This window comes from Pseudoxanthomonas japonensis (assembly GCF_043632995.1).
In the GTDB taxonomy this organism is placed as follows: domain Bacteria; phylum Pseudomonadota; class Gammaproteobacteria; order Xanthomonadales; family Xanthomonadaceae; genus Pseudoxanthomonas_A; species Pseudoxanthomonas_A japonensis.
Genome location: NZ_CP171632.1, coordinates 389,425 through 411,124, shown reverse-complemented (window position 1 = coordinate 411,124; position 21,700 = coordinate 389,425). Strand labels below are relative to the sequence as shown.

19 protein-coding genes and 1 pseudogene are annotated in these 21,700 nt (G+C 67.9%); 9 read left to right on the top strand and 11 right to left on the bottom strand.

The features are described 5' to 3' along the window. Positions 1 to 13 precede the first annotated feature (13 nt). Positions 14 to 1,915, bottom strand: a complete 1,902-nt coding sequence (gene speA, locus ACGHX3_RS01790) for an arginine decarboxylase (RefSeq protein WP_394696186.1) — start codon at positions 1,913 to 1,915, stop codon at positions 14 to 16. A gap of 375 nt (positions 1,916 to 2,290) precedes the next feature. Between speA and speE the strand changes: the two genes are divergently transcribed. After that, positions 2,291 to 3,148 carry a polyamine aminopropyltransferase gene (gene speE / locus ACGHX3_RS01785; protein ID WP_162337710.1) on the top strand — a complete coding sequence of 286 codons (858 nt, stop codon included), beginning with the start codon at positions 2,291 to 2,293 and terminating at the stop codon, positions 3,146 to 3,148. An 82-nt stretch (positions 3,149 to 3,230) separates the two neighbouring features. Here the strand turns inward: speE and ACGHX3_RS01780 are convergent, their stop codons facing one another. Together ACGHX3_RS01780 and ACGHX3_RS01775 are read right to left on the bottom strand one after the other, a co-directional pair. Then, on the bottom strand, positions 3,231 to 3,920 hold the full coding sequence (locus tag ACGHX3_RS01780; protein ID WP_394696185.1) for a hypothetical protein: 690 nt from the start codon (positions 3,918 to 3,920) through the stop codon (positions 3,231 to 3,233). A 30-nt stretch (positions 3,921 to 3,950) separates the two neighbouring features. Next, positions 3,951 to 4,289: a P-II family nitrogen regulator gene (locus ACGHX3_RS01775; RefSeq protein WP_162337711.1), complete on the bottom strand. Its 339-nt coding sequence runs from the start codon at positions 4,287 to 4,289 to the stop codon at positions 3,951 to 3,953. 188 nt (positions 4,290 to 4,477) lie between these two features. On the opposite strand from ACGHX3_RS01775, the pseudogene ACGHX3_RS01770 reads away from it, so the two are divergent. Together ACGHX3_RS01770 and ACGHX3_RS01765 are read left to right on the top strand one after the other, a co-directional pair. Then, positions 4,478 to 4,754 (top strand): annotated as a pseudogene (locus ACGHX3_RS01770) (accessory factor UbiK family protein); the annotation flags it as partial. Continuing rightward, complete coding sequence (locus ACGHX3_RS01765) at positions 4,752 to 6,260, top strand: YifB family Mg chelatase-like AAA ATPase (RefSeq protein WP_394697216.1); 1,509 nt, start codon at positions 4,752 to 4,754, stop codon at positions 6,258 to 6,260. The pseudogene ACGHX3_RS01770 and the gene ACGHX3_RS01765, both read left to right, overlap by 3 nt. A 41-nt stretch (positions 6,261 to 6,301) precedes the next feature. Here the strand turns inward: ACGHX3_RS01765 and ACGHX3_RS01760 are convergent, their stop codons facing one another. Together ACGHX3_RS01760 and ACGHX3_RS01755 are read right to left on the bottom strand one after the other, a co-directional pair. Further along, the gene (locus tag ACGHX3_RS01760; protein WP_394696184.1) at positions 6,302 to 6,769 is read right to left on the bottom strand and encodes a hypothetical protein; all 468 of its coding nucleotides are present in this window, start codon (positions 6,767 to 6,769) and stop codon (positions 6,302 to 6,304) included. Positions 6,770 to 6,860: 91 nt separating this feature from the next. Next, complete coding sequence (locus tag ACGHX3_RS01755; RefSeq protein WP_394696183.1) at positions 6,861 to 7,328, bottom strand: hypothetical protein; 468 nt, start codon at positions 7,326 to 7,328, stop codon at positions 6,861 to 6,863. 112 nt (positions 7,329 to 7,440) lie between these two features. Here ACGHX3_RS01755 and ACGHX3_RS01750 point away from each other — a divergent pair, with 112 nt between their 5' ends. Further along, entirely contained in the window at positions 7,441 to 9,504 is a 2,064-nt protein-coding gene (locus ACGHX3_RS01750) for a S9 family peptidase (protein WP_394696182.1), read from the top strand. Positions 9,505 to 9,579: 75 nt separating this feature from the next. On the opposite strand, the gene aceA is transcribed toward ACGHX3_RS01750, so the two are convergent. Both aceA and aceB read right to left on the bottom strand, forming a co-directional pair. Then, on the bottom strand, positions 9,580 to 10,914 hold the full coding sequence (gene aceA / locus ACGHX3_RS01745; protein WP_394696181.1) for an isocitrate lyase: 1,335 nt from the start codon (positions 10,912 to 10,914) through the stop codon (positions 9,580 to 9,582). Positions 10,915 to 10,966: 52 nt separating this feature from the next. Then, the gene (gene aceB, locus ACGHX3_RS01740) at positions 10,967 to 12,598 is read right to left on the bottom strand and encodes a malate synthase A (protein ID WP_394696180.1); all 1,632 of its coding nucleotides are present in this window, start codon (positions 12,596 to 12,598) and stop codon (positions 10,967 to 10,969) included. Positions 12,599 to 12,708: 110 nt separating this feature from the next. On the opposite strand from aceB, the gene ACGHX3_RS01735 reads away from it, so the two are divergent. The 3 genes from ACGHX3_RS01735 to ACGHX3_RS01725 all read left to right on the top strand — a co-directional run bounded on the left by ACGHX3_RS01735 (position 12,709) and on the right by ACGHX3_RS01725 (position 14,815). Further along, positions 12,709 to 13,677: a LysR family transcriptional regulator gene (locus ACGHX3_RS01735; protein WP_213604451.1), complete on the top strand. Its 969-nt coding sequence runs from the start codon at positions 12,709 to 12,711 to the stop codon at positions 13,675 to 13,677. 9 nt (positions 13,678 to 13,686) lie between these two features. After that, entirely contained in the window at positions 13,687 to 14,394 is a 708-nt protein-coding gene (locus ACGHX3_RS01730; RefSeq protein WP_394696179.1) for a helix-turn-helix domain-containing protein, read from the top strand. Positions 14,395 to 14,464: 70 nt separating this feature from the next. Further along, positions 14,465 to 14,815, top strand: a complete 351-nt coding sequence (locus ACGHX3_RS01725) for a VOC family protein (RefSeq protein ID WP_394696178.1) — start codon at positions 14,465 to 14,467, stop codon at positions 14,813 to 14,815. Between the two features lies 1 nt (position 14,816). On the opposite strand, the gene ACGHX3_RS01720 is transcribed toward ACGHX3_RS01725, so the two are convergent. Further along, a complete protein-coding gene (locus tag ACGHX3_RS01720) occupies positions 14,817 to 15,812 on the bottom strand; it encodes an alpha/beta hydrolase family protein (protein WP_394696177.1) in 996 nt (331 codons plus the stop codon). A gap of 83 nt (positions 15,813 to 15,895) precedes the next feature. Continuing rightward, positions 15,896 to 16,174, bottom strand: coding sequence for a hypothetical protein (locus tag ACGHX3_RS01715; RefSeq protein WP_162337721.1), 279 nt, complete (start codon positions 16,172 to 16,174; stop codon positions 15,896 to 15,898). A gap of 159 nt (positions 16,175 to 16,333) precedes the next feature. Here ACGHX3_RS01715 and ACGHX3_RS01710 point away from each other — a divergent pair, with 159 nt between their 5' ends. Beyond that, the gene (locus ACGHX3_RS01710) at positions 16,334 to 17,152 is read left to right on the top strand and encodes a CHAD domain-containing protein (protein WP_394696176.1); all 819 of its coding nucleotides are present in this window, start codon (positions 16,334 to 16,336) and stop codon (positions 17,150 to 17,152) included. A gap of 213 nt (positions 17,153 to 17,365) precedes the next feature. Beyond that, positions 17,366 to 20,059 (top strand): EAL domain-containing protein, encoded by a 2,694-nt coding sequence (locus ACGHX3_RS01705; RefSeq protein ID WP_394696175.1) that lies wholly within the window; start codon positions 17,366 to 17,368, stop codon positions 20,057 to 20,059. Positions 20,060 to 20,065: 6 nt separating this feature from the next. On the opposite strand, the gene ACGHX3_RS01700 is transcribed toward ACGHX3_RS01705, so the two are convergent. Together ACGHX3_RS01700 and ACGHX3_RS01695 are read right to left on the bottom strand one after the other, a co-directional pair. Next, positions 20,066 to 21,181, bottom strand: coding sequence for an alpha/beta hydrolase (locus ACGHX3_RS01700; RefSeq protein ID WP_313928400.1), 1,116 nt, complete (start codon positions 21,179 to 21,181; stop codon positions 20,066 to 20,068). Positions 21,182 to 21,305: 124 nt separating this feature from the next. Next, positions 21,306 to 21,692, bottom strand: a complete 387-nt coding sequence (locus ACGHX3_RS01695; RefSeq protein WP_394696174.1) for a DUF1801 domain-containing protein — start codon at positions 21,690 to 21,692, stop codon at positions 21,306 to 21,308. Between the last annotated feature and the right edge of the window lie 8 nt (positions 21,693 to 21,700).

The following is a 21,700-nucleotide window of genomic DNA, read 5'->3' as shown; positions in this document are numbered from 1 at the left end:
CAACGTGCAGGCGTCAGCCCAGCGGCTCATCCGACAGGTAGGTATAGCCGGTCAGGCCCGCTTCCAGCGCATCCGCCAGCCGTTGCGATTCCGCCGCCTGCAATCCGGCTGCTTCCACGCGCTGGCGATACACCGCGCGCAGGTCGTCCAGCCTGTAGCCCACGTAGTCGAGCATCACGTCGGTGGTGTCGCCGCGCCGCTGCTGGGTAATCAGGTAACCGTTGCCGGCATCGGCACTGACTTCCACCGCATCGGTGTCGCCGAACAGGTTGTGGATGTCGCCGAGGATTTCCTGGTACGCACCCACCAGGAAGATGCCGAGGCGATAGCTCTCGCCGGGCTTCATCGCATGCAGCGGCAGCGAGGAATCCAGCCCTTCGTTCTCGACGTAGGTCTTGACCATGCCGTCGGAGTCGCAGGTCATGTCGGCGATGATGCCGCGGCGCGCCGGCGCCTCATCCAACCGCTCGATCGGCACGATCGGGAACACCTGGTCGATGGCCCACACGTCGGGGATCGATTCGAACACGCTGAAGTTGACGAAGTACTTGTCGACCAGACGCTCGTTGAGCTCGTCCAGCAGGTCGCGATGGCTGCGTTCGTCGCTGCTCAGGCGCGCACGCACCGCATGCGCGATGGCGTAGAACAGGTCGTCGATGCGCGCGCGGTGGACCAGGTCGATCTGGCCCAGCGCGTAGAGCGACAGGCCTTCGCTGTGGTGGTGCTGCGCTTCGTGGAACAGCTCGACGGCGGGTCGCGTGTCCAGTTCGCCGTGGATCTCGCGCAGGTGGCGGATCACCGCCGGCTCGTCGTCGTGCGCGGGCGGCACGCGTCCTTCCGGGGCCTGCTCGACTTCCGACACGTTGACCACCAATACCGCATGGTGCGCGGTCATCGCGCGTCCGCATTCGGTGACGATGCGCGGCGGCGTCAGCCCGTGCTGCTCGCAGGCTTCGGCCAGCGGCTGCACGATGTTGCTGGCGTACTGGCCGATGCCGTAATTGATCGAGCAATAGCTGCGCGAGCGTGTGCCTTCGTAGTCGATGCCCAGGCCGCCGCCGACGTCGACATGGCTGATGGTCGCGCCGAGCTTGGACAGCTCGACGAAGTAGCGCGTCGCCTCGCGCATGCCGTTGGCGATGTCGCGCACGTTGCTGATCTGCGAACCCATGTGGAAATGCAGCAGGCCCAGCGTGTCCTGCAGTCCGGCCTCGCGCAGTTGCTTCCACAGGTCCAGTACCTGGCGGGGCGACAGGCCGAACTTGGCCTTGTCGCCACCGCTGTTCTGCCACTTGCCGGCGCCCAGCGTGGCCAGGCGCATGCGCACACCCAAGCCCGGCTTCACGCCCAGCGCGCGCGACTCCTCGATGACCAGCGCCAGCTCGGACGGCTTCTCGATGACGATGAAGGTCTGCAGGCCCAGCTTGCGGCCGATCAGTGCCAGACGGATGTACTCGCGGTCCTTGTAGCCGTTGCAGACGATCAGACCGCCCGGGCGCGACAGCGCCAGCACGGCCATCAATTCGGGCTTGCTGCCGGCTTCCAGGCCGAAGCCTTCACCGGCGTGCGAGGCCAGCGTGCCGGCGACGCCACGGTGCTGGTTGACCTTGATCGGGTACACCGCCGTGTAGCCGCCCTGGTAGTCCCAGTCGGCCTGCGCCTGCGCGAACGCGGCCTGCAACTTGCCGAGGCGGTCGCCCAGGATGTCGGGGAAGCGCACCAGCAGCGGCAGCTGCGCGCCCTGCGCGCGTGCGGCGTCGACCACCTCCGGCAACGGGATCAGCGGGCCCTGCGCGCCCTTGGGCGACACCACGATGCGGCCGGCGGCGTCCACGTCGAAATACCCTTCGGCCCAGTGCGGGACGGAGTAGGTCGTGCGGGCGTGGTCGGTGGACCAGGTTGGGCTGGAAGTCATGGCTATTCGCTGGGCTGGCGCGTGGCGACGCGTTCTTCATTGCCGGGGCGGAACGTCCACCGCGGCGCGGACGCGCATTCTACAGGCTGCGGTCACACGGGTCCGTTACAATGCGCCGCCTCGCTGACGTCCCTCTCCCGCCGGGAGAGGGGTTGGGGGCGCCTCCGTAGCTCGTCCGACACACTGATGATGGACGAGCCGCAGCGAGCCATGAAGGCGAACCATCGGCTGTTCACCTCATTCACTCGCTGTGGCTCGTTCTTCAGCAAAGAGGCGGACAGGCGACCGGGGCACACCCTCATCCGGCGCTGCGCGCCACCTTCTCCCGACGGGAGAAGGAAACAGCTTTCGCCTTCCACACGCAGGACATCACCCATGACCGCCAACGACACCTGGTTCATCGAACACTTCTCGCACACCGGCTCGGCCATCGGCTTCCGCACGACCGGCAAGCTGGACGAGGTGCAGTCGCCGTTCCAGAAGATCGAGATCTACGACAGCACCGACTGGGGCAAGTTGATGGTGATCGACGGCGCGATGATGCTGACCACGCGCGACAACTTCTTCTACCACGAGATGATCAGCCACCCGGTGCTGTTCACCCACGCCGCGCCGAAGCGCGTGGTGATCATCGGCGGTGGCGACTGCGGCACGCTGCGCGAGGTGTTGAAGCACCCGGGCGTTGAGAAGGCCACACAGTGCGACATCGACGAGCAGGTCACGCGCATGGCGGAGAAGTATTTCCCCGAGCTCTGCGAATCGAACAACGACCCGCGCGCCGAACTGCTGTTCGACGACGGCGTGGCGTACATGGCGAATTGCGAGCCGGGCAGCGTCGACGTGGTCATCGTCGATTCGACCGATCCGGTTGGCCCTGCGGAAGGCCTGTTCAACAAGGCGTTCTTCGAGAGCTGCTACCGCGCGCTGAAGCCGGACGGCCTGCTGGTGCAGCAGTCGGAGTCGCCGCTGGCGCTGCTGGACCTGATCAAGGACATGCGCGCCGAGATGGGCAAGGCCGGCTTCCAGTCGTTCAAGACGCTGCCGTTCCCACAGCCGTGCTATCCGACCGGCTGGTGGAGCGTGACCATCGCCAGCAAAGCGGCCGGCGCCGACTTCGCGTTCCGCCAGGCGGACGCGGCAGCCAAGCCGTTCGATACGCTCTACTACACCGCGCACCTGCATACCGGTGTGCTGGTGGCACCGCCGTTTGTGGCGAAGGCGCTGGGGGAGTAAGGCACAGTCGCCTCATCAAGATCAGGAAGCCCCGCATCGCGGGGCTTTTTTTATCGTCTGGACAAGACCGTAGTCAGCATCGTCACTCGTGCGGCGGCTCCTGTTCTTCAGGATCCGCGAACAGGAATACCCGGTTGTAACCGGGTTCTGCGCGAGACTGGAAGTAAGTTGCCAGGTCCTGAGCCAGCGCCGCCTTTCGGCAACGCTTCTGGCCCGGCTTCATCCGCTTGCTCCATCCGGGCCACCACGCATCGCCACGATACCCGGACGTCACGCCTGAAGGCGCGACAGGCGCCTCGAACTCTACGCGATGAAGGGAGGGCCTGTTCGATCGGGAAACGTCTTCCGGATAGGGATCTCCGCAGAAAGCCCAGGCACCATCCTTGGTGCGTGTCACCGGGAATGCCAGGTAACGCGCCATGACGCTTGTCTTGTCGTCCTTGAATACGAAAAGCAGTGCAGTGTCGTAGTGCGCGAATGATGGCAAGCCATAGTGCCCGAAGAAATCGAAACCTCCTTGGTGACTTCCGGCATCGCCACTGAGCGCTTCCAGCACCGAGTACCTGAGCCGATAGCCGCTATCGAAATTCCAGCAGCCTCGACCACAGTCGAGGTCCAGCTCCCGCACTTCGGCCAATCTGCCAACAAATATTGCCAGTTCCGGTGCGCGAACATCCTGTTCCGCGCGGGCGAGCGGCGAAGACAGCAAGAAAGCGAGCAACAACGGAATCACACGCCAGGTTCCGGGACCACGCGCAGCGGAATGCTTCATGGTCAGCGCCCGGTGCGGATCGCGCCCTGCCTACAGCGCATCCGCGTCGAGCTCGCCGGTGCGGATGCGCACCACCCGCTCCAGGTCGTAGACGAAGACCTTGCCGTCGCCGATCTTGCCGGTGCCCGCCGCCTTCACGATGGCCTCGACGACCTGTTCGACCTGGTCGTTGGTCACCGCGACTTCCAGCTTCACCTTCGGCAGGAAGTCGACCACGTACTCCGCGCCGCGATACAGCTCGGTATGGCCCTTCTGCCGGCCGAAGCCTTTCACTTCGGTGACGGTGATGCCGGCCACGCCGGATTCCGCCAGCGCTTCGCGCACGTCGTCCAGCTTGAACGGCTTGATGATCGCCATGACCATTTTCATGCAGGGTGCTCCCGTCGATGCTGCCCGCAGGATAGCGCGACGCGACGGCGTGCGGTTGCGGCTGCGGGCCGTCTCGCGGTTCAATGGCCGCCTCGCCGCCGGATTTTCCCGACAGCGCTGCGCAGCGAATCCCGATGGCCGGTATCGGCGTCGGCCTCGCAAGCTCGATGCACTGCCGGAGAACAGACATGATCGACCTCAACCACATCGACGACCTCGCCCGCCGCCTCAGCCAGCTGGTGCCGCCCGGCCTGCGCGACTCGCAGGAGGAACTGCAGCAGACCTTCAAGTCCGCACTGCAGGCAGGCCTGGCGAAGCTGGACCTGGTGACCCGCGAGGAGTTCGACGTGCAGCAGGCCGTGCTGCTGCGCACCCGCGAGAAGCTCGAAACACTGGAACGCACCGTCGCCACGCTGGAAGCCCAGCTGGCCGACAAGCCCGCCCAGTCCTGACCCCGCCGCCATGAGTCTGGCCCTGGTGAACAGCCGGGCACGGGCGGGCGTGTCCGCGCCTCCGGTGCGGGTGGAAGTGCATCTGTCTGGCGGGCTGCCGTCCACGCAGATCGTCGGCCTGCCCGAAGCCGCCGTGCGCGAGGCGCGCGATCGCGTCCGTGCGGCGATCCTTTGCGCGCAGTTCGAGTTCCCTACCCGTCGCATCACCGTCAACCTGGCGCCCGCGGACTTGCCGAAGGATGGGGGTCGTTTCGACCTGCCCATCGCCCTCGGCATCCTGGCAGCGAGCGGGCAGATCCGTCGCGAAGCGCTGGCCGAGTACGAGTTCCTCGGCGAGCTCAGCCTGACGGGTGAACTGCGCGCCGTGGATGGCGTGCTGCCGGCGGCACTGGCCGTGGCCGCGGCCGGCCGTACCCTCGTGGTACCCGAGCCCAGCGGTGCGGAAGCGGCGCTCGCGCGACAGGGACAGGCCTGCACCGGCCGCACATTGCTGGAAGTGTGCGCGCTGCTGGAGGGTCGCAAGATCCTGCCGCCCGCCGTTGCGCCGCCGCCGTTGCCGCCCTCCATTCCCGACATGGCCGACGTCCGGGGGCAGGCGCACGCACGCCGGGCACTCGAGGTCGCTGCGGCAGGCGGCCACCACCTGCTTCTCATCGGCTCTCCCGGCTGCGGCAAGACCCTGCTGGCGTCGCGGCTTCCCGGCCTGCTGCCGGATGCCAGCGACGCGGAAGCCATGGAGAGCGCCGCCATCGCCTCCGTCAGCGGCCGTGGGCTGGATCCTGCGCGCTGGCGGCAACGTCCTTACCGGGCTCCCCACCACACGGCGAGCGCGGTGGCGCTGGTCGGAGGCGGCGCGCAGCCGCGGCCCGGCGAAATCTCCCTCGCGCACAACGGCGTGCTGTTCATGGACGAATTGCCCGAATGGAGCCGTGCAGCGCTGGAGGTGCTGCGCGAGCCGCTGGAATCCGGCACGGTCACCGTCTCGCGTGCCGCGAGGACCGCCGAGTTCCCCGCACGCTTCCAACTGGTAGCCGCCATGAACCCATGCCCCTGCGGCTGGGCCGGCGACCCCAGCGGACGCTGTCGCTGCGGCGCCGATGTAGTGCGTCGCTACCGGAGCCGACTGTCGGGGCCCTTGCTGGACCGCATCGACCTGCATGTGCACGTCCCGCGCCTGCCGCCGCACGAACTGCGACCCGATGCGCCGGACGGCGAAGGCACGGCGGCGGTGCAGGCACGCGTGGTCGCGGCACGCGAACGACAGCAGGCGAGGTGCGGCCGGCCGAATGCACGCATGGGACAGGCCGAGACGATGGCGCACTGCCGGCTGGCGGCGCGCGACCAGGCGCTGCTCGAACGTGCGGTCGAACGCCTGCAACTCTCCGCGCGCAGCCTGCACCGCATCCTGCGTGTGGCGCGGAGCATCGCCGACCTGGCGGACAGCGAATCCATCCGCACGCCGCACCTCACCGAAGCGCTAGGTTACCGTTCTGCCGATCCTGCAAGAGGCGATCCGTAACCAGCGCAGGCGCCGAATCGTCCGCGCTATCGGCAAAAGGGTTAGGGTGAGGCGCCGCACCCCGGGGGCGCGCACAGACGTGGGCGCTGCAAATAATCGCGTGCACCCTCCTTTGCCTGCTGACGTTCACGCACGGTGCCGCAGACAGTCGTCACCAGCTTGCTTCCCGTACGTTTTTCCTGCCAGCAAACCTCACGATCCTCCTCGGCCCCGGCAGTTCCGGACAGCGCCGCATTGATCGTCTCCAATGCATTCCTCAAGCTGACGCGCTGGGCAGGGCTGAGCTCCCCGAGGCTGCTCTTGCCGTCAATCAGGGCGAACACAACACGTTGTTCTTTATCGACAACCTGACGCTTGCTCGCTTCCAGCACCAGTTCGCCAGCGGCCAGATCGTCTCGGACCCGTTCTTGCTGTTGCCGGATGTCCGGTAAAGACTCTGCCGCTCGTACCACCGTGAGGCTGGCCAGCAGACAGATGGCAACGGCAACGATTTGGAGGCGAAGAGTCATGGCTTTTCCCCAGGTTAGGAAGGATGCCCGGTCACCCCTCGCGGGAAGGCAAAGGTACCTGCACCCTGCCGACCAGGCATTTATCAGTGCATCAGATGCAGTTGTCCTGACCCTTGAAGCAGCTCTGGGTACGGTTGCTCACATCGCGCTGAGATTGTTCACGCACTGCGCGACGCTCGGCTACCGTCATGCATACGGTCTTCGGACGGTTACTACCCACCGGCTTCGTCCTCTCGCAGATCATGCGATCGTCTTCGGCCTGGTTGAGGATGCCCTCGATGTTCTCAAGCGCGTTGAAGACCACGATGCGGTCGGCTTCCTTGAGGTCGTTCATGGATTGCTTGCCGTCGAGCAGGGACGCGACCGCTCCTTGGCTGGCAAACACGCTTTCCCGTTTATCGGACGAGAGATGCTTGAACCGGCCCGCCGGCTTGTCCAGTTCCGCACGGATCTCCTGTTGCTGCTTGAGGATAGCCTGCGCATCCATGTTCGGATGCGCATTGTTGCCCCACGCCGGTGGACCGACTACGAAGGCGAGCATGACGAGCCACTTGCGCATTTCCCACTCCTGACTTTGCCGATCCTGTCGTGACATTATCGACTGTACCCCTCTGCGTCCAGTGCCGCCGGTCCTTCAAGAACTCTTCCACTTCCCGCCTGCGAGGTTCTCCATGCGTCCGACTCCTACGCCTGCCATCGCCCTGCTGTCCGCCATCGTCGCGGCCTGCCAGCCTGCACATGCCGCTCCCACGGCCGCCGATCGCATCGCCGGTACCGAGCTGATCGCGCGCGACGCGCTGTTCGGCAATCCCGAGCGTGCCAACGTGCAGCTCAGCCCCGACGGCAAGTACCTCAGCTGGGTCGCCGCCGTCGATGGCGTGCTGAACGTCTGGGTCGCTCCCGCGGACAACCCCGCACAGGCGAAGGCGGTCACGCAGGACAAGGCGCGGGGCATCCGCAGCTATTTCTGGTCGTACAACCCCGACACCCTGTTGTACCTGCGCGACAGCGGCGGCGACGAGGACTTCCACCTGTATGCGGTGGACCTGAAGACCGGGCAGGCCAAGGACCTGACGCCGTTCCCGAAGACCACCGCGCAGGTGGCCGGCGTCAGCCCGAAACATCCCGGCACGATCCTGGTCGGCATGAACGACCGCGATACCAAGTGGCACGACATCTACAAGGTCGACCTGGCCAGCGGGCAGCGCACGCTGCTGGAAAAGAACGAATCCGAGATCGGTGGCTACATCGCCGATGCTGACTACCAGTTGCGTTACGCCACGCGCTCGCGCCCGGATGGCGGCGCCGACGTGCTGAAGCGCAGCGGCTCCGGCGGCTGGGAGAAGGTCGAGGACATTCCGTTCGAGGATGGGCTGACCACCAGCCCCGGCGGCCTGACACTGGACGGCCAGACGCTGTACTTCACCGATTCGCGCGGCCGCAACACCTCCGCCCTGTTCGCGGTGGATGTGGCCAGCGGCAAGCGCACGCTGGTGCTGGAAGATGCCCGCGCAGACGTCGGCGGCACGTTGGCCGATCCGAAGACGGGCAAGGTGCAGGCCGTGTCCGTGGACTACCTGCGCGACGAGTGGAAAGTGGTCGATCCGTCGATCCACGCCGACCTCGAGAAGCTCGAATCCATCGGACCCGGCGACGTATCGGTCAACACGCGCACGCTCGATGACAAGACCTGGATCGTCGCGTACTCGGCAGCCGAAGCGCCGCTGGTGTATTACCGCTACGACCGCCCGGCCGGCACGCTGACCAAGCTGTTCTCCGCGCGCCCGAAGCTGGAAGGCAAGCCGCTGGTGCCGCAATGGCCGGTGGAGATCACTTCGCGCGACGACAAGACGCTGGTGAGCTACCTGACCCTGCCGCGCAGTGCCGACGCGGACAACGACGGCAAGGCCGATGCGCCGGTGCCGCTGGTGCTGCTGGTGCACGGCGGCCCGTGGGCGCGCGATTCCTACGGCTACGGCGGCTACAACCAGTGGCTGGCCAACCGCGGCTACGCGGTGCTGTCGGTCAACTTCCGCGGTTCCACCGGCTTCGGCAAGGACTTCACCAATGCCGGCAATGGCGAATGGGCCGGCAAGATGCACGACGACCTGATCGATGCCGTGCAGTGGGCGGTCAAGCAGGGCGTCACCACCGAGGACAAGGTCGCCATCATGGGCGGCAGCTACGGTGGCTACGCCACGCTGGCCGGCCTGACGTTCACGCCGGATACGTTCGCCTGCGGCGTGGACATCGTCGGCCCGTCCAACCTCAACACCTTGCTCAGCACCGTGCCGCCGTACTGGGCCAGCTTCTTCGAGCAGCTCGCCAAGCGCATGGGCGATCCGCGCACCGACGCCGGCAAGGCGTGGCTGACCGAGCGCTCGCCGCTGACCCGCGCCGACCAGATCAAGAAGCCGCTGCTGATCGGCCAGGGCGCCAACGATCCACGCGTGAAGCAGGACGAGAGCGACCAGATCGTCAAGGCGATGACGGCGAAGAAGATCCCGGTGACCTACGTGCTGTTCCCCGACGAAGGCCATGGGTTCGCACGGCCCGAGAACAGCAAGGCGTTCAACGCCGTGGCCGAAGGTTTCCTCGCCCAGTGCCTCGGTGGCCGTGCCGAGCCGATCGGCAACGATCTCAAGGGCTCCAGCATCAGCGTGCCGACCGGCGCCGATGGCGTCCTCGGCCTGTCGGAGGCGTTGAAGCGCCACACGCAGGAAGTGAAGAAGTAAGCCCTCAGCTTCCCTGCAACGAAGAAACGCCGGCGCAAGCCGGCGTTTCTTTTTCCTGCATCCCTGCAACAGCGGTCAGGCCGCCTTTTCCTTCTCGTAGAACTGCTCCTCCTCGGTCGAGCCCTTCAGCGCGGTGACGCTGGAGCTGCCACCCTGGATGACGGTGGTGACGTCGTCGAAGTAGCCGGCGCCCACTTCCTGCTGGTGCGAGACGAAGGTGTAGCCCTTCTCGCGCGCGGCGAACTCGGCTTCCTGCACCTGTTCGACGTAGTGCTTCATGCCTTCGCCGCGGGCGTAGTCGTGGGCGAACTTGAAGGTGTTGAACCAGTTGATGTGGATGCCGGCCAGGGTGATGAACTGGTACTTGTAGCCCAGCGCCGACAGCTCGTCCTGGAAGCGGGCAATCTGCGCGTCGTCCAGGTTCTTCTTCCAGTTGAAGCTGGGCGAGCAGTTGTACGACAGCAGCTTGCCCGGGTGCTTGGCGTGCACGGCCTGGGCGAACTCGCGCGCGAAGCCGATGTCCGGCGTGCCGGTCTCGCACCACACCAGGTCGGCGTACGGCGCATACGCGACGCCGCGGCTGATCGCCTGCTCCAGGCCGTTCTTCACCCGGTAGAAGCCTTCCGCCGTGCGCTGGCCGGTGACGAAGGGCTGGTCGTTGGCATCGAAGTCCGAGGTCAGCAGGTTGGCGGCTTCGGCGTCGGTGCGCGCCAGCACGATGGTCGGCACGCCCAGCACGTCGGCGGCCAGGCGCGCGGCCTGCAGCTTCTGCACGGCTTCCTGCGTCGGCACCAGCACCTTGCCGCCCATGTGGCCGCACTTCTTCACGGCGGCCAGCTGGTCTTCGAAGTGCACGCCGGCGGCGCCGGCGATGATCATGTTCTTCATCAGCTCGTAGGCGTTCAGCACGCCGCCGAAACCGGCCTCGCCGTCGGCGACGATGGGCAGGAAGAAGTCGATCGCGTCCTTCTCGTCGGCCTTGCCGTCGCAGATGTTCTTCCACTGGATCTCGTCGGCGCGCTGGAAGGTGTTGTTGATGCGGCGGACCATGGTCGGCACCGAGTCGTATGCGTACAGCGACTGGTCGGGATACATGGTCTCGGAGGTGTTGCCGTCGGCGGCGACCTGCCAGCCGGACAGGTAGACGGCTTCCAGGCCGGCCTTGGCCTGCTGCATCGCCTGGCCCGCGCTGATCGCGCCGAAGGCGTTGACGTAGCCTTTCTTCGCCTCGCCGTTGACGAGCTTCCACAGCTTCTCCGCGCCGCGCTTGGCCAGGGTGTGCTCCGGCTGCAGGCTGCCGCGCAGGCGGACGACGTCGGCGGCGGCGTAGTCGCGCTTGATACCGTTCCATCGCGGGTTGTTGTCCCAGTCGTTCTGGATGGCGTCGATCTGCTGTTGCTTGGTGCTCATGGCGGGCTCTCTTCGTCGTGGGGCGTCGTGGTGGGGGTGATCGGTCGATGGATCAATCGATGCGGTCGTACGCGGGCAGGGTCAGGAAGTCGGCCAGCTCGTCGGCGCGGCTCAGGTGGTCGAGCAGGGCGATGGCTTCGGAGATGCGCTCGCCGCCCGGCAGGCGCGAGTGGTCGCCCAGCTTCGCGGGCAACGCGGCCAGCGTGCGTTGCAGCAGCGCGTAGTCGATCTGGGTGCCGTCGCACAGGTGCACGTCCGGCGTGTGCAGCCATTGCCAGATCTGCGTGCGCGAGATCTCGGCGGTCGCGGCGTCTTCCATCAGCCAGTGGATCGGCACGCAGCCGTTGCCGTCCAGCCACGCGGCCAGGTAGCGCACGCAGACTTCGACGTTGCCTTCGAAGCCGGCGCGCGTGATGGTGCCGGTGGACGGTCGGATCAGGTCATCACGCGTGACCGCCACGTCCTCGCGCAGCACGCCGCGCTGGTTGGTCTGCGGCATGTGCTCGTCGAAAATGTTCATTGCCACCGGGATCAGCGCCGGATGGGCGACCCAGGTGCCGTCGTGGCCAGCGGTGACTTCGCGCAGCTTGTCGGCGCGCACACGGGCCAGCGCCTGTTCGTTCGCCGCTTCGTCGTTGTTGATCGGGATCTGCGCCGCCATGCCGCCCATCGCGTGCGCGCCGCGGCGGTGGCAGGTCTGGATCAGCAGTTCCGAATAGGCCTTCAGGAACGGCTGCGTCATCGTCACCTGGCCGCGCTCCGGCAGCACCTTGTCGGCGTGGCGACGGAAGGTCTTCAGGTAGGAAAAGATGTAGTCCCAGCGTCCGCAGTTCAGGCCGACGATGCGCTCGCGCAGCGCATGCAGGATCTCGTGCATCTCGAACACGGCGGGCAGCGTCTCGATCAGCACGGTGACCTTCATCTGTCCGTGCGGCAGGCCCAGCGCGGCCTCGATGTGCGACAGCGCGGTTTCCCACAGTGCCGCCTCTTCCATGCTCTGCAGCTTGGGCAAGTAGAAGTACGGGCCGCGGTCCTTCGCCTGCAGCGCGCGGGCGTTGTGCCAGGCGAACACGGCGACGTCGAACAGGCCGCCGGCGATCGGTGCGCCATCGATCAGCACGTGCTTCTCGTCCAGGTGCCAGCCGCGCGGGCGCACCAGCAGCACGGCCTGCTCGTCCTGCGGTTTCAGCGTGTAGTGCTTGCCGTTCTCGCTGGTGAACTGCAGGTCGCCGCGCACGGCGTCGGTCAGCGCGCGCTGGCCGGTCAGCAGGTTCTGCCAGGTCGGCGAGGTGGAATCCTCGAAGTCGGCCATGAACACCTTCGCGCCGGAATTCAGCGCGTTGATGACCATCTTCGGATCGACCGGGCCGGTGATCTCGACGCGGCGGTCCTGCAGCGCGTTCGGGACCGGGGCCACGGTCCAGTCGCCGTCGCGGATCGCACGGGTGTCGTCGCGGAAGTCCGGCAGTCCGCCGGCGTCGAAGACCGCCTGGCGCTCGCGGCGGGCCCGCAGCCGGGCCTGGCGCTCCGGTTCGATCGCACGGTGCAGCGAGACCAGCAACGCCAGCGCACCGGGCGGCAGCAGTACGTCCTGGTCCGCCAGGCGGGCGGTCAGGGCGATGCCGGGGGTGGGGCGGTCGGCGCGTGCATCGCGCGGCGGCAGGGCGAAAGCGGGAGCGGACATGGGGGTCTCCTGGCGACTTGCTGGAGACGCACAGTGCTCTCGGCTCGAATTATTTGACAAAACAGTTTTGTCAATGCACTAAATAAGCTCTGCTTATAGTTGACTAGATCGTGAGTTCTAAAGAAGCGCCAACCCCGCGATTTCCCTACAAATCCGACCGCCTGAAGCCGCTGCGCGCCTTCTGCCAGACGGTGCGGCTGGGGTCGGTATCGCGGGCGGCCGAGGCACTTTTTGTCAGCCAACCAGCCATCACGCTGCAGCTGCAGGCGCTGGAACGGGACCTGGGGGTCACCCTGTTCGAGCGCAGCGGCCGCCGGCTGACCCCCAGCCGCGAGGGGCAGGTGCTGTACGAACTGGCCCAGCCGCTGGTGGCGGGCTTGGACGGACTGGACGCGACCTTCCGCGAGAAGGTCAGCGGGCTGGAAGCCGGCGAGCTGAACGTGGCCGCCAACAGTTCGACCATTCTCTACCTGCTGCCGAAGATCGTGGAGCACTTCCGCCAGCAGCACCCGGACGTGAAGCTGACCCTGCACAACGCCGCCACCGCCGACGGCACCGACCTGCTGCGCTCGGACGCGGTGGACCTGGCGGTGGGCTCCGTGCTCGATGTGCCCGCCGATCTCAGCTACGCGCCGGTCTACCGCTTCGAGCCGATGCTGATCACGCCGCCGGAGCATCCGCTGGCGAAGAAGCGCGACCTGCGCCTGGAGGACCTCTCACCTTACGGCCTGATCCTGCCGCCGAAGCGCCTGATCACCTACCGCCTGGTCGACCTGGTGTTCCAGCAGGCGCGCGTGCCGTACACGGTCGCGCTGGAAGTCGGCGGCTGGGAGGTCATCAAGCAGTACGTCAGCATGGGCATGGGCATCTCGATCATCGCCTCGATCTGCCTGACCGACAGCGACCGCGACCGGTTGGCCGCACGTTCGCTGGCGCAGTGGTTCCCGTCGCGCAGCTACGGCGTGGTGGTGCGCAAGGGCAAGTTCCTGTCGCCACAGGCACGTGCGTTCATCGAACTGATCCAGCCGCACCTGTTCGAGCGTCGCGATTACGATGAGAGCGGACACTCCGAGCGCTGACGCCCCTTCATGAGCGGCCGTTACCGACAACACGATTTCGCGGCTGGCCAAGCCCTGCTGTGTCGCTGGGACTATCTGCAGGGCGCGCAGGCGATGCCTGCGCTGGTGCTGCCGGATGCCTGCGTCGACCTGCTGTGGGACGGCACGCGGCTGAGCATCGCGGGGCCGGACACGCGCGCGCAGTACGCCCGCATCTGCCCCGGCCAGCGCGTGCAGGGGCTGCGCTTTGCGCCCGCGGTGGCCGCACACTGGCTGGGCGTGCCACTGCATGTGCTCGCCGACCAGCGCGTGGAGCTGCGGGATCTCGGCGTTTCCCGCCTTGCGACGCTGGCCGACCGGATGGCGGCCCGCACCGATGCGATGGGCTGGCTCGCCGACCGGATACTGGCCGACACGCCGTCAGGCACGGACACGATGCAGGTCGTGCATGCACGACTGGCACGAGCGCAGCCCGATTCGGTCGCGCACCTCGCGCGCGACCTCGGCCTCACCGAACGCACCCTGTTGCGCCGGTGCGACGACGCGTTCGGTTACGGACCGAAGCTGCTGGCCCGCATCCTGCGGCTGCAGCGATTCCTGCAATCAACGCACGCCTCCGCCAGCGTCGTGGACGCAGCGCTCGATGCCGGCTACTACGACGCCGCCCAGCTCGCCGGCGACGCGCGACGGCTAACAGGCCTGACGCCGACACAGCTGCTGGCGCAGGTCGCGCGCTGACGGTCCGATTTCGCCAAGACAGGGCTGATGGACTCGCGCAGACTGTCGGCCTCTTCCACGGACACCTGCCATGAGCACCGCCGAACACCATCACCGCATCGACTACCTCGAGTTCAACGTCGCCTCAATCGCCGCTTCGAAGGCCTTCTATGGCGACGCATTCGGCTGGACGTTCCAGGACTACGGCCCGGACTACTGCGAATTCCGCGACGGCCGGCTGACCGGCGGCTTCGCGCACGGCACGCCGCAGCCAGGCGGCGCGCTGGTGGTGCTGTATTCGACCGCGCTGGAAGACAGCCTGGCGCAGGTCGAGAAGGCCGGCGGCCGCATCACCAAGCCGATCTTCGCCTTCCCCGGCGGACGCCGCTTCCAGTTCACCGATCCCGACGGTTACGAACTTGCCGTCTGGTCGACGACCTGAGTCAGCGCGCGTCGTAGCGGGCCAGCAACGCGCGGTGGCCCGAGCGCCATTGCGCGAGCTCCGCGGATGAACCACCGTACGCCGTGTCGATGAAGGCCAGCGACAACGACGCTGTCGCCTGCTTGACCTGCTCGCTGACCTCGCGCGAATCGAAGTAGCGGTGGTCGGTGAACACGTTGTGGGTGCCGTGGCGATACACCGCCAGCACCTTGTGCGCGCCGCCGATGGCATCGAACACCTTCAGCCGGTCCTCCACGCCCGAGCCGAAACCGGGGATGCGGATGATGTCGTCGGCCGTGGTGACGTGCAGCGTGGGCATGGTGATGCCGGCGAGGATCGGGCGGAAGTCGTCGTCGCCGTAGAACGGCGGCGCGGAGATCACGATGGCGGCGCCGAAACGCGGATCGCGCAGTTGGATCGCCTTGCCGTCGCGCACCACGCGCGCACCGGCCGACATCAGCGTGGTGTTGGCGCCATAGGAATGGCCGGCGGCGACGATGCGCGCACGATCAACGTGCTGGCCCCACTCGCCGGCCAGCACCCGGTCGAGCGCGAAGCGCTGGTCGCGCACGCGGGCGACGGCTTCTTCCTCGCTGGCGGCGTGCTGGAAGCGCGACACCAGCCCGAACGGATTGCCCTGCCACAACGCACGGTCGCTGCCGACATGCTGCACATGGAGGCTGGCGATGCCGTGCTTCGCCCAGTAGTGGCCCAGGTAGGTGTAGCCATCGCGCGCGCTGCCGATGCCGTGTGAGAACACCACCAGCGGCACCTTGCCCGTGCGCGCCGCGTCCGGCCAGAACAGTTTTACCGGCACGGCGCGGCCGCGGGCGGGATCCACCCAGTCCAGGTCCTGCACGCGGTAACCCGCGTGCATCTCGAAGCCGGCATCGCCGCCCATACGCACATGCGACGACGCCACCAGCATCGGCGCCAGCAGCAACAGGGACAGCAGGACCGCCACGCGATGGCGGCGGAAGAAGGCGGCAACGTTCATCGACACCACATCCGTAACTGGGGAATCCCACGCGCCCGACAGCGCATGGACGGGACAACACGGCCGTCGCGTGGGCGCGGCCTCTACTTCTTCTTCGGACGACCGGCCTTGACCGGCGCCAGCGCATCCAGCGCCTTCGCCAGCGCCTGCGGCGACAGGCCGGACAGGGCATGCAGGCCGGCGCGCAACAGCTCGCTCTTCTTCACCGGCCGCTGCACCTGCAGCCCGCGTGCCTTCAGCACATCGACCAGGGCGAAATCCTCGGCCGGCATGGTGAAACTGTCGCGGACCAGCCGGGCCGGCGCCGCGGCCTTGGCCTCGTCCATATCTGCGGCACCACGCGTCTTGCGGGACTTGGCCACGGCGCACCTTGAAATCGTATAAACGATTTATACCTTTTCCCGCGCGCACCGCCAAGGGCGTCGCGAGCCGACGGGCGGCACGCATTCAGCCAGTGGAGGTGCCGGCCGCGGCGGTGCCCGGACGTAGACTGTCGACTCTCCCGCCCGTGGAGCCTGCCCATGTGCCCCCGCGCCGACGCCTCCTGTACCGGCGAACGCGCCGCCGCGCTCGCGGCCGGCGATGCCGGAGCGCTGGCCGCGGCACTGGCGATCGCCCCCGTCGACCCGACGGGCGTGCACGAGGCCCGCAAGAGCGTCCGCCGGCTGCGCTCCCTGCTCGCGATGGGCCGGCGCGTGCTCGGCAGGGACGCGGTCGATGCGATCGACGATGAACTGCGTGCACTGGCACGGGACCTGTCCGCCCTGCGCGACGGGCAGGTCGTGATGGAGACGGCCCGGCAGGTGGCGGACGAGACGGACGATGCCGGCGAACGCGCCACATGGGACGCCTTGCGGCCGTTGCTGGCCGAACGCCAGCGGCAGCGGCTCGCCGACGCCCTGCGCGCGGATCCCGGCTTCGTGCGTCGGCAGGCACAGGCGCACCGGCAGGCCGAACGGCTGCAACAACTGCCCTGGCAGCGGCTCCGCGGCAGCGACCTGCGCGAGGCGCTCGAGCGCTCGGTACGCCGGCAGGCGCGGGCCCAGGCCACGGCGCTCGCATCGGGCGCCGTCGATGACCTGCATGAGTGGCGCCGGCGTTCGCGACGGCTGCGCATGCAGCTGAGTGCGTTGCGCAAGCTCCACGTGCGTCCCGGCCTGGCCGGTCGGGGCGGCGTGAGCCTTCGCCATGTCTCCCGGCTGGTCGACCAGCTCGGCGTCCTGCAGGACCTGGCGCTGCTGTCGCAGGCACTGGAAGCCCTCGAGCAGGCCCGGCCACCCTCCCGGTCCGTCCCCCTCCGCCTGGCCCGGACACCGTCCCCCATCCAGCCCCTGGCCTGAGCGTTCCGGCGCGCGCCGTTGCGCGCCCCGGTGCGTCAAGAACGTCACACAGGGGCCGATAGTGACACTGACGGTCCTTCGGGCCGGCTTCGGGGCCGGCGGAGAGGCCGCAGATCCGGTTCCCGGGGCGCGGCCCGTCTGGCACGAAGCCTGCTTCCCCTCCGGATCGGCGCCCGTCGGCTCGCCCTTCCCTCACGCAGGATCTAGGCCCAGGTGGATTCCACCCCCGCCCTTCCCGGCGATGCCCTGGCATTGCCGGCTCCGCCCCCCCGCCGCGCCGGCCTGTCGCCGCGCGCCTGGGCGGCGGCTGTCCTGCTGCTGGGCCTGGCATGCACCGCGGTCGTGGCCCAGCGCGAATGGCGCGACCTGCAGGAGCGTGCCGAAGAAGCCCACCGCGCACTGGCCGATGCCGGCACCTCCCAGTTGCGCGTGCCGCTGGAACAGGCAGCGTCGATGCTGCGCGCCATGCAGACCCTGTACCTGGCCAACGACCAGATGGACCAGGCGCGTTTCAGCCAGTACCACGCCAGCCTGCGCAGCCCGCTCGCACCCGGCGCCTACACCTCCGTGGCGTTCGCGCGCCGCATGCCGGCGGGCCAGCCGCTGGCCGACCACGTGTCGTACCGCTACGAATTCGTCGCCCCCTACCAGGCCAACACCTCGCTGATCGGCTTCGACATGGTGGGACAGAAAGCGAACCTGGCCGCGCTGCTGCGTGCCCGCGACACCGACACCGTGGTGATCTCCTCGCCGTTCGCGCTGCGGCAGACCACGCCGTCCGGCCAGAATCCGTTGGGCGTGACGCTTCGCTTGCCGGTGTATTCCGACGGCCCGACGCCGGCCACGCCGAACCAGCGCCGCGCGCGCGAGATCGGTGCACTGGCCATCGGCATCCGCCTGCAGCCGCTGGTCGAAACGGCGATGGCGGGCGCGGTGCTGGACGGCTTCCGCGTGCGCATCTACGACGCCACCGCCGACGCGCATCCGTTCTACGACTCCGCCACCGCGGCCGCGGCGGACCAGCCGGTGCAGGTGCGCCGGCTGGATTTCGGCGGTCGCCAATGGCGCCTGGAGATGCAGCCGCGTCCGCAGCCGCTGGACGCCGGGCGCCTGCAGGCAATCGTGGCCGGCGGTGGCGTCATCAGCCTGTTGCTGGCGGCGCTGGCATGGTCGCTGACCACGACGCGGCGGCGCGCGATGGTGCTGGGCCAGCAGATGAGCCAACGCTACCGCGAGAGCGAACTGCGCTTCCGTGCGCTGAACGAACTGCTGCCTGCGCTGGTGCTGCTGGCCGACGCGCGCGACGGGCGCATCGTCTACGTCAACCAGGCCGCGCGCCTGCGCCTGGGCGACACCACCGGGCTGCCGCTGTCGGCCCTGTTTTCCGACCCGCAACTGCAGGCGCGCGCCCGCGACGCGTCCACCATCGGCAACGACTGGGGCAACCTGGAGGCGGTGCTGTTGAGCCCGGGTGGCGGCGCGTTCTGGGCGAATGCGTCCATCGCCCAGGTCGACATGGACGGCGCACCGCACCTGCTGATGGTGGCGACCGACATCTCCGAGCAGCGCGAACTGACCGAGCGGCTGAGCTACCAGGCCACCCATGATGCGTTGACCGAACTGTGCAACCGGCGCGAGTTCGAGCGACGCGTGGAAGAGGCGCTCGACGAACGCAAGGGCCGCACGATGTGCGATCCATGCGCGCTGCTCTACATCGACCTGGACCAGTTCAAGCTGATCAACGACGTCTCCGGCCACATGGCCGGCGACCAGTTGCTCGCGCAGCTCGCGCTGGCCATGCGCCAGCAGCTGCGCGGCGGCGACGTGCTCGCCCGGCTGGGCGGCGACGAGTTCGGCCTGATGGCCTTCCACATGGACGCCGACGGCGCACGCGCGCTGGCCGAACGGCTGCGCGAGCGCATCGAGGCGCTGATGTTCGTCTGGCAGGACCGCACCTACACCGTCAGCGCCAGCATCGGCGTGGTGGTGGTCGACCAGCAGGAGCCGACACTGAAGGACCTGCTGGCGTGGGCGGACACCGCCTGCTACCTGGCCAAGGAGAATGGCCGCAACCGCGTGCACATGTACCACGAGGACAACGAGACCACGCGCCGGCACGGCGAGATGGAATGGGCCAACCGCCTGCGCTGGGCGATGGAACAGGACCGCCTGCTGCTGGATTACCAGGAGATCGTGCCGCTCGACGGCCGCGACACCGCCACCAGCATCGAACTGCTGCTGCGCCTGCGCGACGAGGAGGGCGGCATCGTGCTGCCGGGCGCCTTCCTGCCCGCCGCCGAACGCTACGGCCTGATGCCGGCGATCGACCGCTGGGTGATCCGCAACGCGCTCGCCCACTTCGCCGGGCTGCACCATTCGGGCATGCGCCTGGGCACCTGCGCGATCAACCTGTCCGGCGCCAGCATCGAGGACGAAGGCCTGGCCGATTTCATCCTCGCCCGCATCACCGAGTACGCGGTGCCGCCGCAGGCGCTGTGCTTCGAGATCACCGAGACGGTCGCCGTGCGCAACCTGCTGAAGGTGGTGAGCGTGATCGAACGCCTGCGCCGGGTGGGTTGCCGCATCGCACTGGACGATTTCGGCGCTGGCATGTCCTCGTTCGGCTACCTGAAGAACCTGCCGGCGGACCTGATCAAGATCGACGGCAGCTTCATCCGCGACCTCGAAACCGACCCGATGAGCCGCACCATCGTCAGCGCCATCGCGCAGATCGGCCACCAGCGCGGCCTGAAGGTCGTCGCCGAGTGGGTCGCCAGCCCGAAGATCTGCGACGCGCTGCGCTCGCTCGGCGTGGACTACGGCCAGGGCTACGCCCTGCACCGCCCCGAACGCGTGCTGTTCCAGCGCGAGGAGCCACCGCCGCGCCGGCTGGCGGTGGTGCGCTGAGGCGGATTACTCCGCCGGCCGCTCGAGCGTGCGTGGCCGCACGTACTCCAGCAGGCTGACCAGCGTCTTACCCGGCTCTTCCCACGGGATCATGTGGGCGGAGTGCTCGAACCAGACGCCCTGCTTGTACGGGGCGCGCACCTGCGCCAGCCATGCGGCGGTGGGTTCGGACGGCGTGGTGTAGTCGTGCCGGCCCATGAACATCACCACCGGAATGGGGAAGTCCTTCACGCCGGTGAAGTCCACCTGCAGGAATTCGTCCAGCAGCCGGCCGAGCGTGAACACGCTGCCTGCGTCGATCGCGCAGCGCGCCGCATCGTCATAGTCGGGCGATAGCCGCGGTCCCCGGAAGAAGTACATCGAGTCCGACCGGTAGGCACTCAGTCCGCCGTAGAACTGCGGCCACTTGCGCGCGATGACGATGCGCTCGCGCGTGATCGGCTGGTCGCCGGGATACGGCGCGATCGATTCCATCTCGCGCACCGCCTCGGCATTGCCCTTCCCGCGCGCGGTGCGCAGGCCGTAGTCGAAGCTCACCTGTTCGTTGGTGCGTACGTTGATCACCTGGCCGATGCCGACATAGGCGTCAAACAGGTCCGGCCGCTGCAGGGCGGCGTGCATCGCCACCACCGTGCCCCAGCTGTGCGCCATCAGCACCAGCTTGCGCTTGTGGTAGCGGGTGCGCAGGTGCTGGGCGAGCGCGATCGCATCGTCCACGTAGCGCTGCACGTGCAGGGTATCGGCGACAGCATCCCGCGGGTTCAGCAGCAGCGTCTTCCCTGCACCGCGCTGGTCGTAGTTCACGACGGTGAAATATTCCTCCAGCGGGCGCTGGAACTGCCACAAGGTGGGGATGACCGGCGACGCCGGCCCGCCATGCACGAACAGCACCATCGGGTTGTCGCGGTCCTGCCCGCGGACGTTCACCCACTGGCGGATGCCGCCGATCTCGACGGCATAGTCTTCCTGCACGCCTGCCGGCGCGGTGATGCGTTGCAGGTCGGCGACGATCTCGCGCGCCGGCGCGTACGCGCTGCGGTCGGGGCACGTGTCCTGCGCATGGCCCGGATGCGGCGCGCACGACAGCGCGAGCAGCAGCAACGGGGAGAAGGCGGTTTTCATCGGCACGGCTCCAGTGGCGGAGGACCAGTGTCGCCGCCACGACCGTCACGGGCGTGTGTCGATGGTCGTGCCGCGTGTGGCGCCGGTCATGTCGTCGGTGCCGGTGGCGTGAACGGAACGGTGTTCAGATGTGCGCCATCCATTGCCGCAGCAGGTCCTGCAGGCCGGCGGCCCGCGCCTCGACGTCCTCGCGCCCCGCGAACGACCACGTCGCGCGATCCGCGCCCAGCCATGCCAGCTGCCGCTGCGGATCGGCGATGGCGCCATCCGCCAGCGCGCGCTTGCCCGCACCCAGGTGCAGCACCAGCAGCATGCGGTCGGCCCGGCGCAGCTGCATCGTCGCGAAGTGGCGGCCCTCGACATGGAAGCTGGGCGCGTTCCACTTGATGGCCTCGCCGATGCGGGGATCGGCCGCCAGGATCACGGCGCGCAGGCGCCGCACGCAGGCCTGCTGCGATGGTGGAAGCGCGGCGAGGAACGCATCGACATCGTCGGTCGGCGAACGCGGCATGTCCGGAC

What these genes read in the sequence shown, in the direction of transcription:
- speA (WP_394696186.1), bottom strand. Translation starts at nt 1,915, where the DNA reads ATGACTTCCAGCCCAACCTGGTCCACCGACCACGCCCGCACGACCTAC.
- speE (WP_162337710.1), top strand. Translation starts at nt 2,291, where the DNA reads ATGACCGCCAACGACACCTGGTTCATCGAACACTTCTCGCACACCGGC.
- ACGHX3_RS01780 (WP_394696185.1), bottom strand. Translation starts at nt 3,920, where the DNA reads ATGAAGCATTCCGCTGCGCGTGGTCCCGGAACCTGGCGTGTGATTCCG.
- ACGHX3_RS01775 (WP_162337711.1), bottom strand. Translation starts at nt 4,289, where the DNA reads ATGAAAATGGTCATGGCGATCATCAAGCCGTTCAAGCTGGACGACGTG.
- ACGHX3_RS01765 (WP_394697216.1), top strand. Translation starts at nt 4,752, where the DNA reads ATGAGTCTGGCCCTGGTGAACAGCCGGGCACGGGCGGGCGTGTCCGCG.
- ACGHX3_RS01760 (WP_394696184.1), bottom strand. Translation starts at nt 6,769, where the DNA reads ATGACTCTTCGCCTCCAAATCGTTGCCGTTGCCATCTGTCTGCTGGCC.
- ACGHX3_RS01755 (WP_394696183.1), bottom strand. Translation starts at nt 7,328, where the DNA reads ATGCGCAAGTGGCTCGTCATGCTCGCCTTCGTAGTCGGTCCACCGGCG.
- ACGHX3_RS01750 (WP_394696182.1), top strand. Translation starts at nt 7,441, where the DNA reads ATGCGTCCGACTCCTACGCCTGCCATCGCCCTGCTGTCCGCCATCGTC.
- aceA (WP_394696181.1), bottom strand. Translation starts at nt 10,914, where the DNA reads ATGAGCACCAAGCAACAGCAGATCGACGCCATCCAGAACGACTGGGAC.
- aceB (WP_394696180.1), bottom strand. Translation starts at nt 12,598, where the DNA reads ATGTCCGCTCCCGCTTTCGCCCTGCCGCCGCGCGATGCACGCGCCGAC.
- ACGHX3_RS01730 (WP_394696179.1), top strand. Translation starts at nt 13,687, where the DNA reads ATGAGCGGCCGTTACCGACAACACGATTTCGCGGCTGGCCAAGCCCTG.
- ACGHX3_RS01725 (WP_394696178.1), top strand. Translation starts at nt 14,465, where the DNA reads ATGAGCACCGCCGAACACCATCACCGCATCGACTACCTCGAGTTCAAC.
- ACGHX3_RS01720 (WP_394696177.1), bottom strand. Translation starts at nt 15,812, where the DNA reads ATGAACGTTGCCGCCTTCTTCCGCCGCCATCGCGTGGCGGTCCTGCTG.
- ACGHX3_RS01710 (WP_394696176.1), top strand. Translation starts at nt 16,334, where the DNA reads ATGTGCCCCCGCGCCGACGCCTCCTGTACCGGCGAACGCGCCGCCGCG.
- ACGHX3_RS01700 (WP_313928400.1), bottom strand. Translation starts at nt 21,181, where the DNA reads ATGAAAACCGCCTTCTCCCCGTTGCTGCTGCTCGCGCTGTCGTGCGCG.
- ACGHX3_RS01695 (WP_394696174.1), bottom strand. Translation starts at nt 21,692, where the DNA reads ATGCCGCGTTCGCCGACCGACGATGTCGATGCGTTCCTCGCCGCGCTT.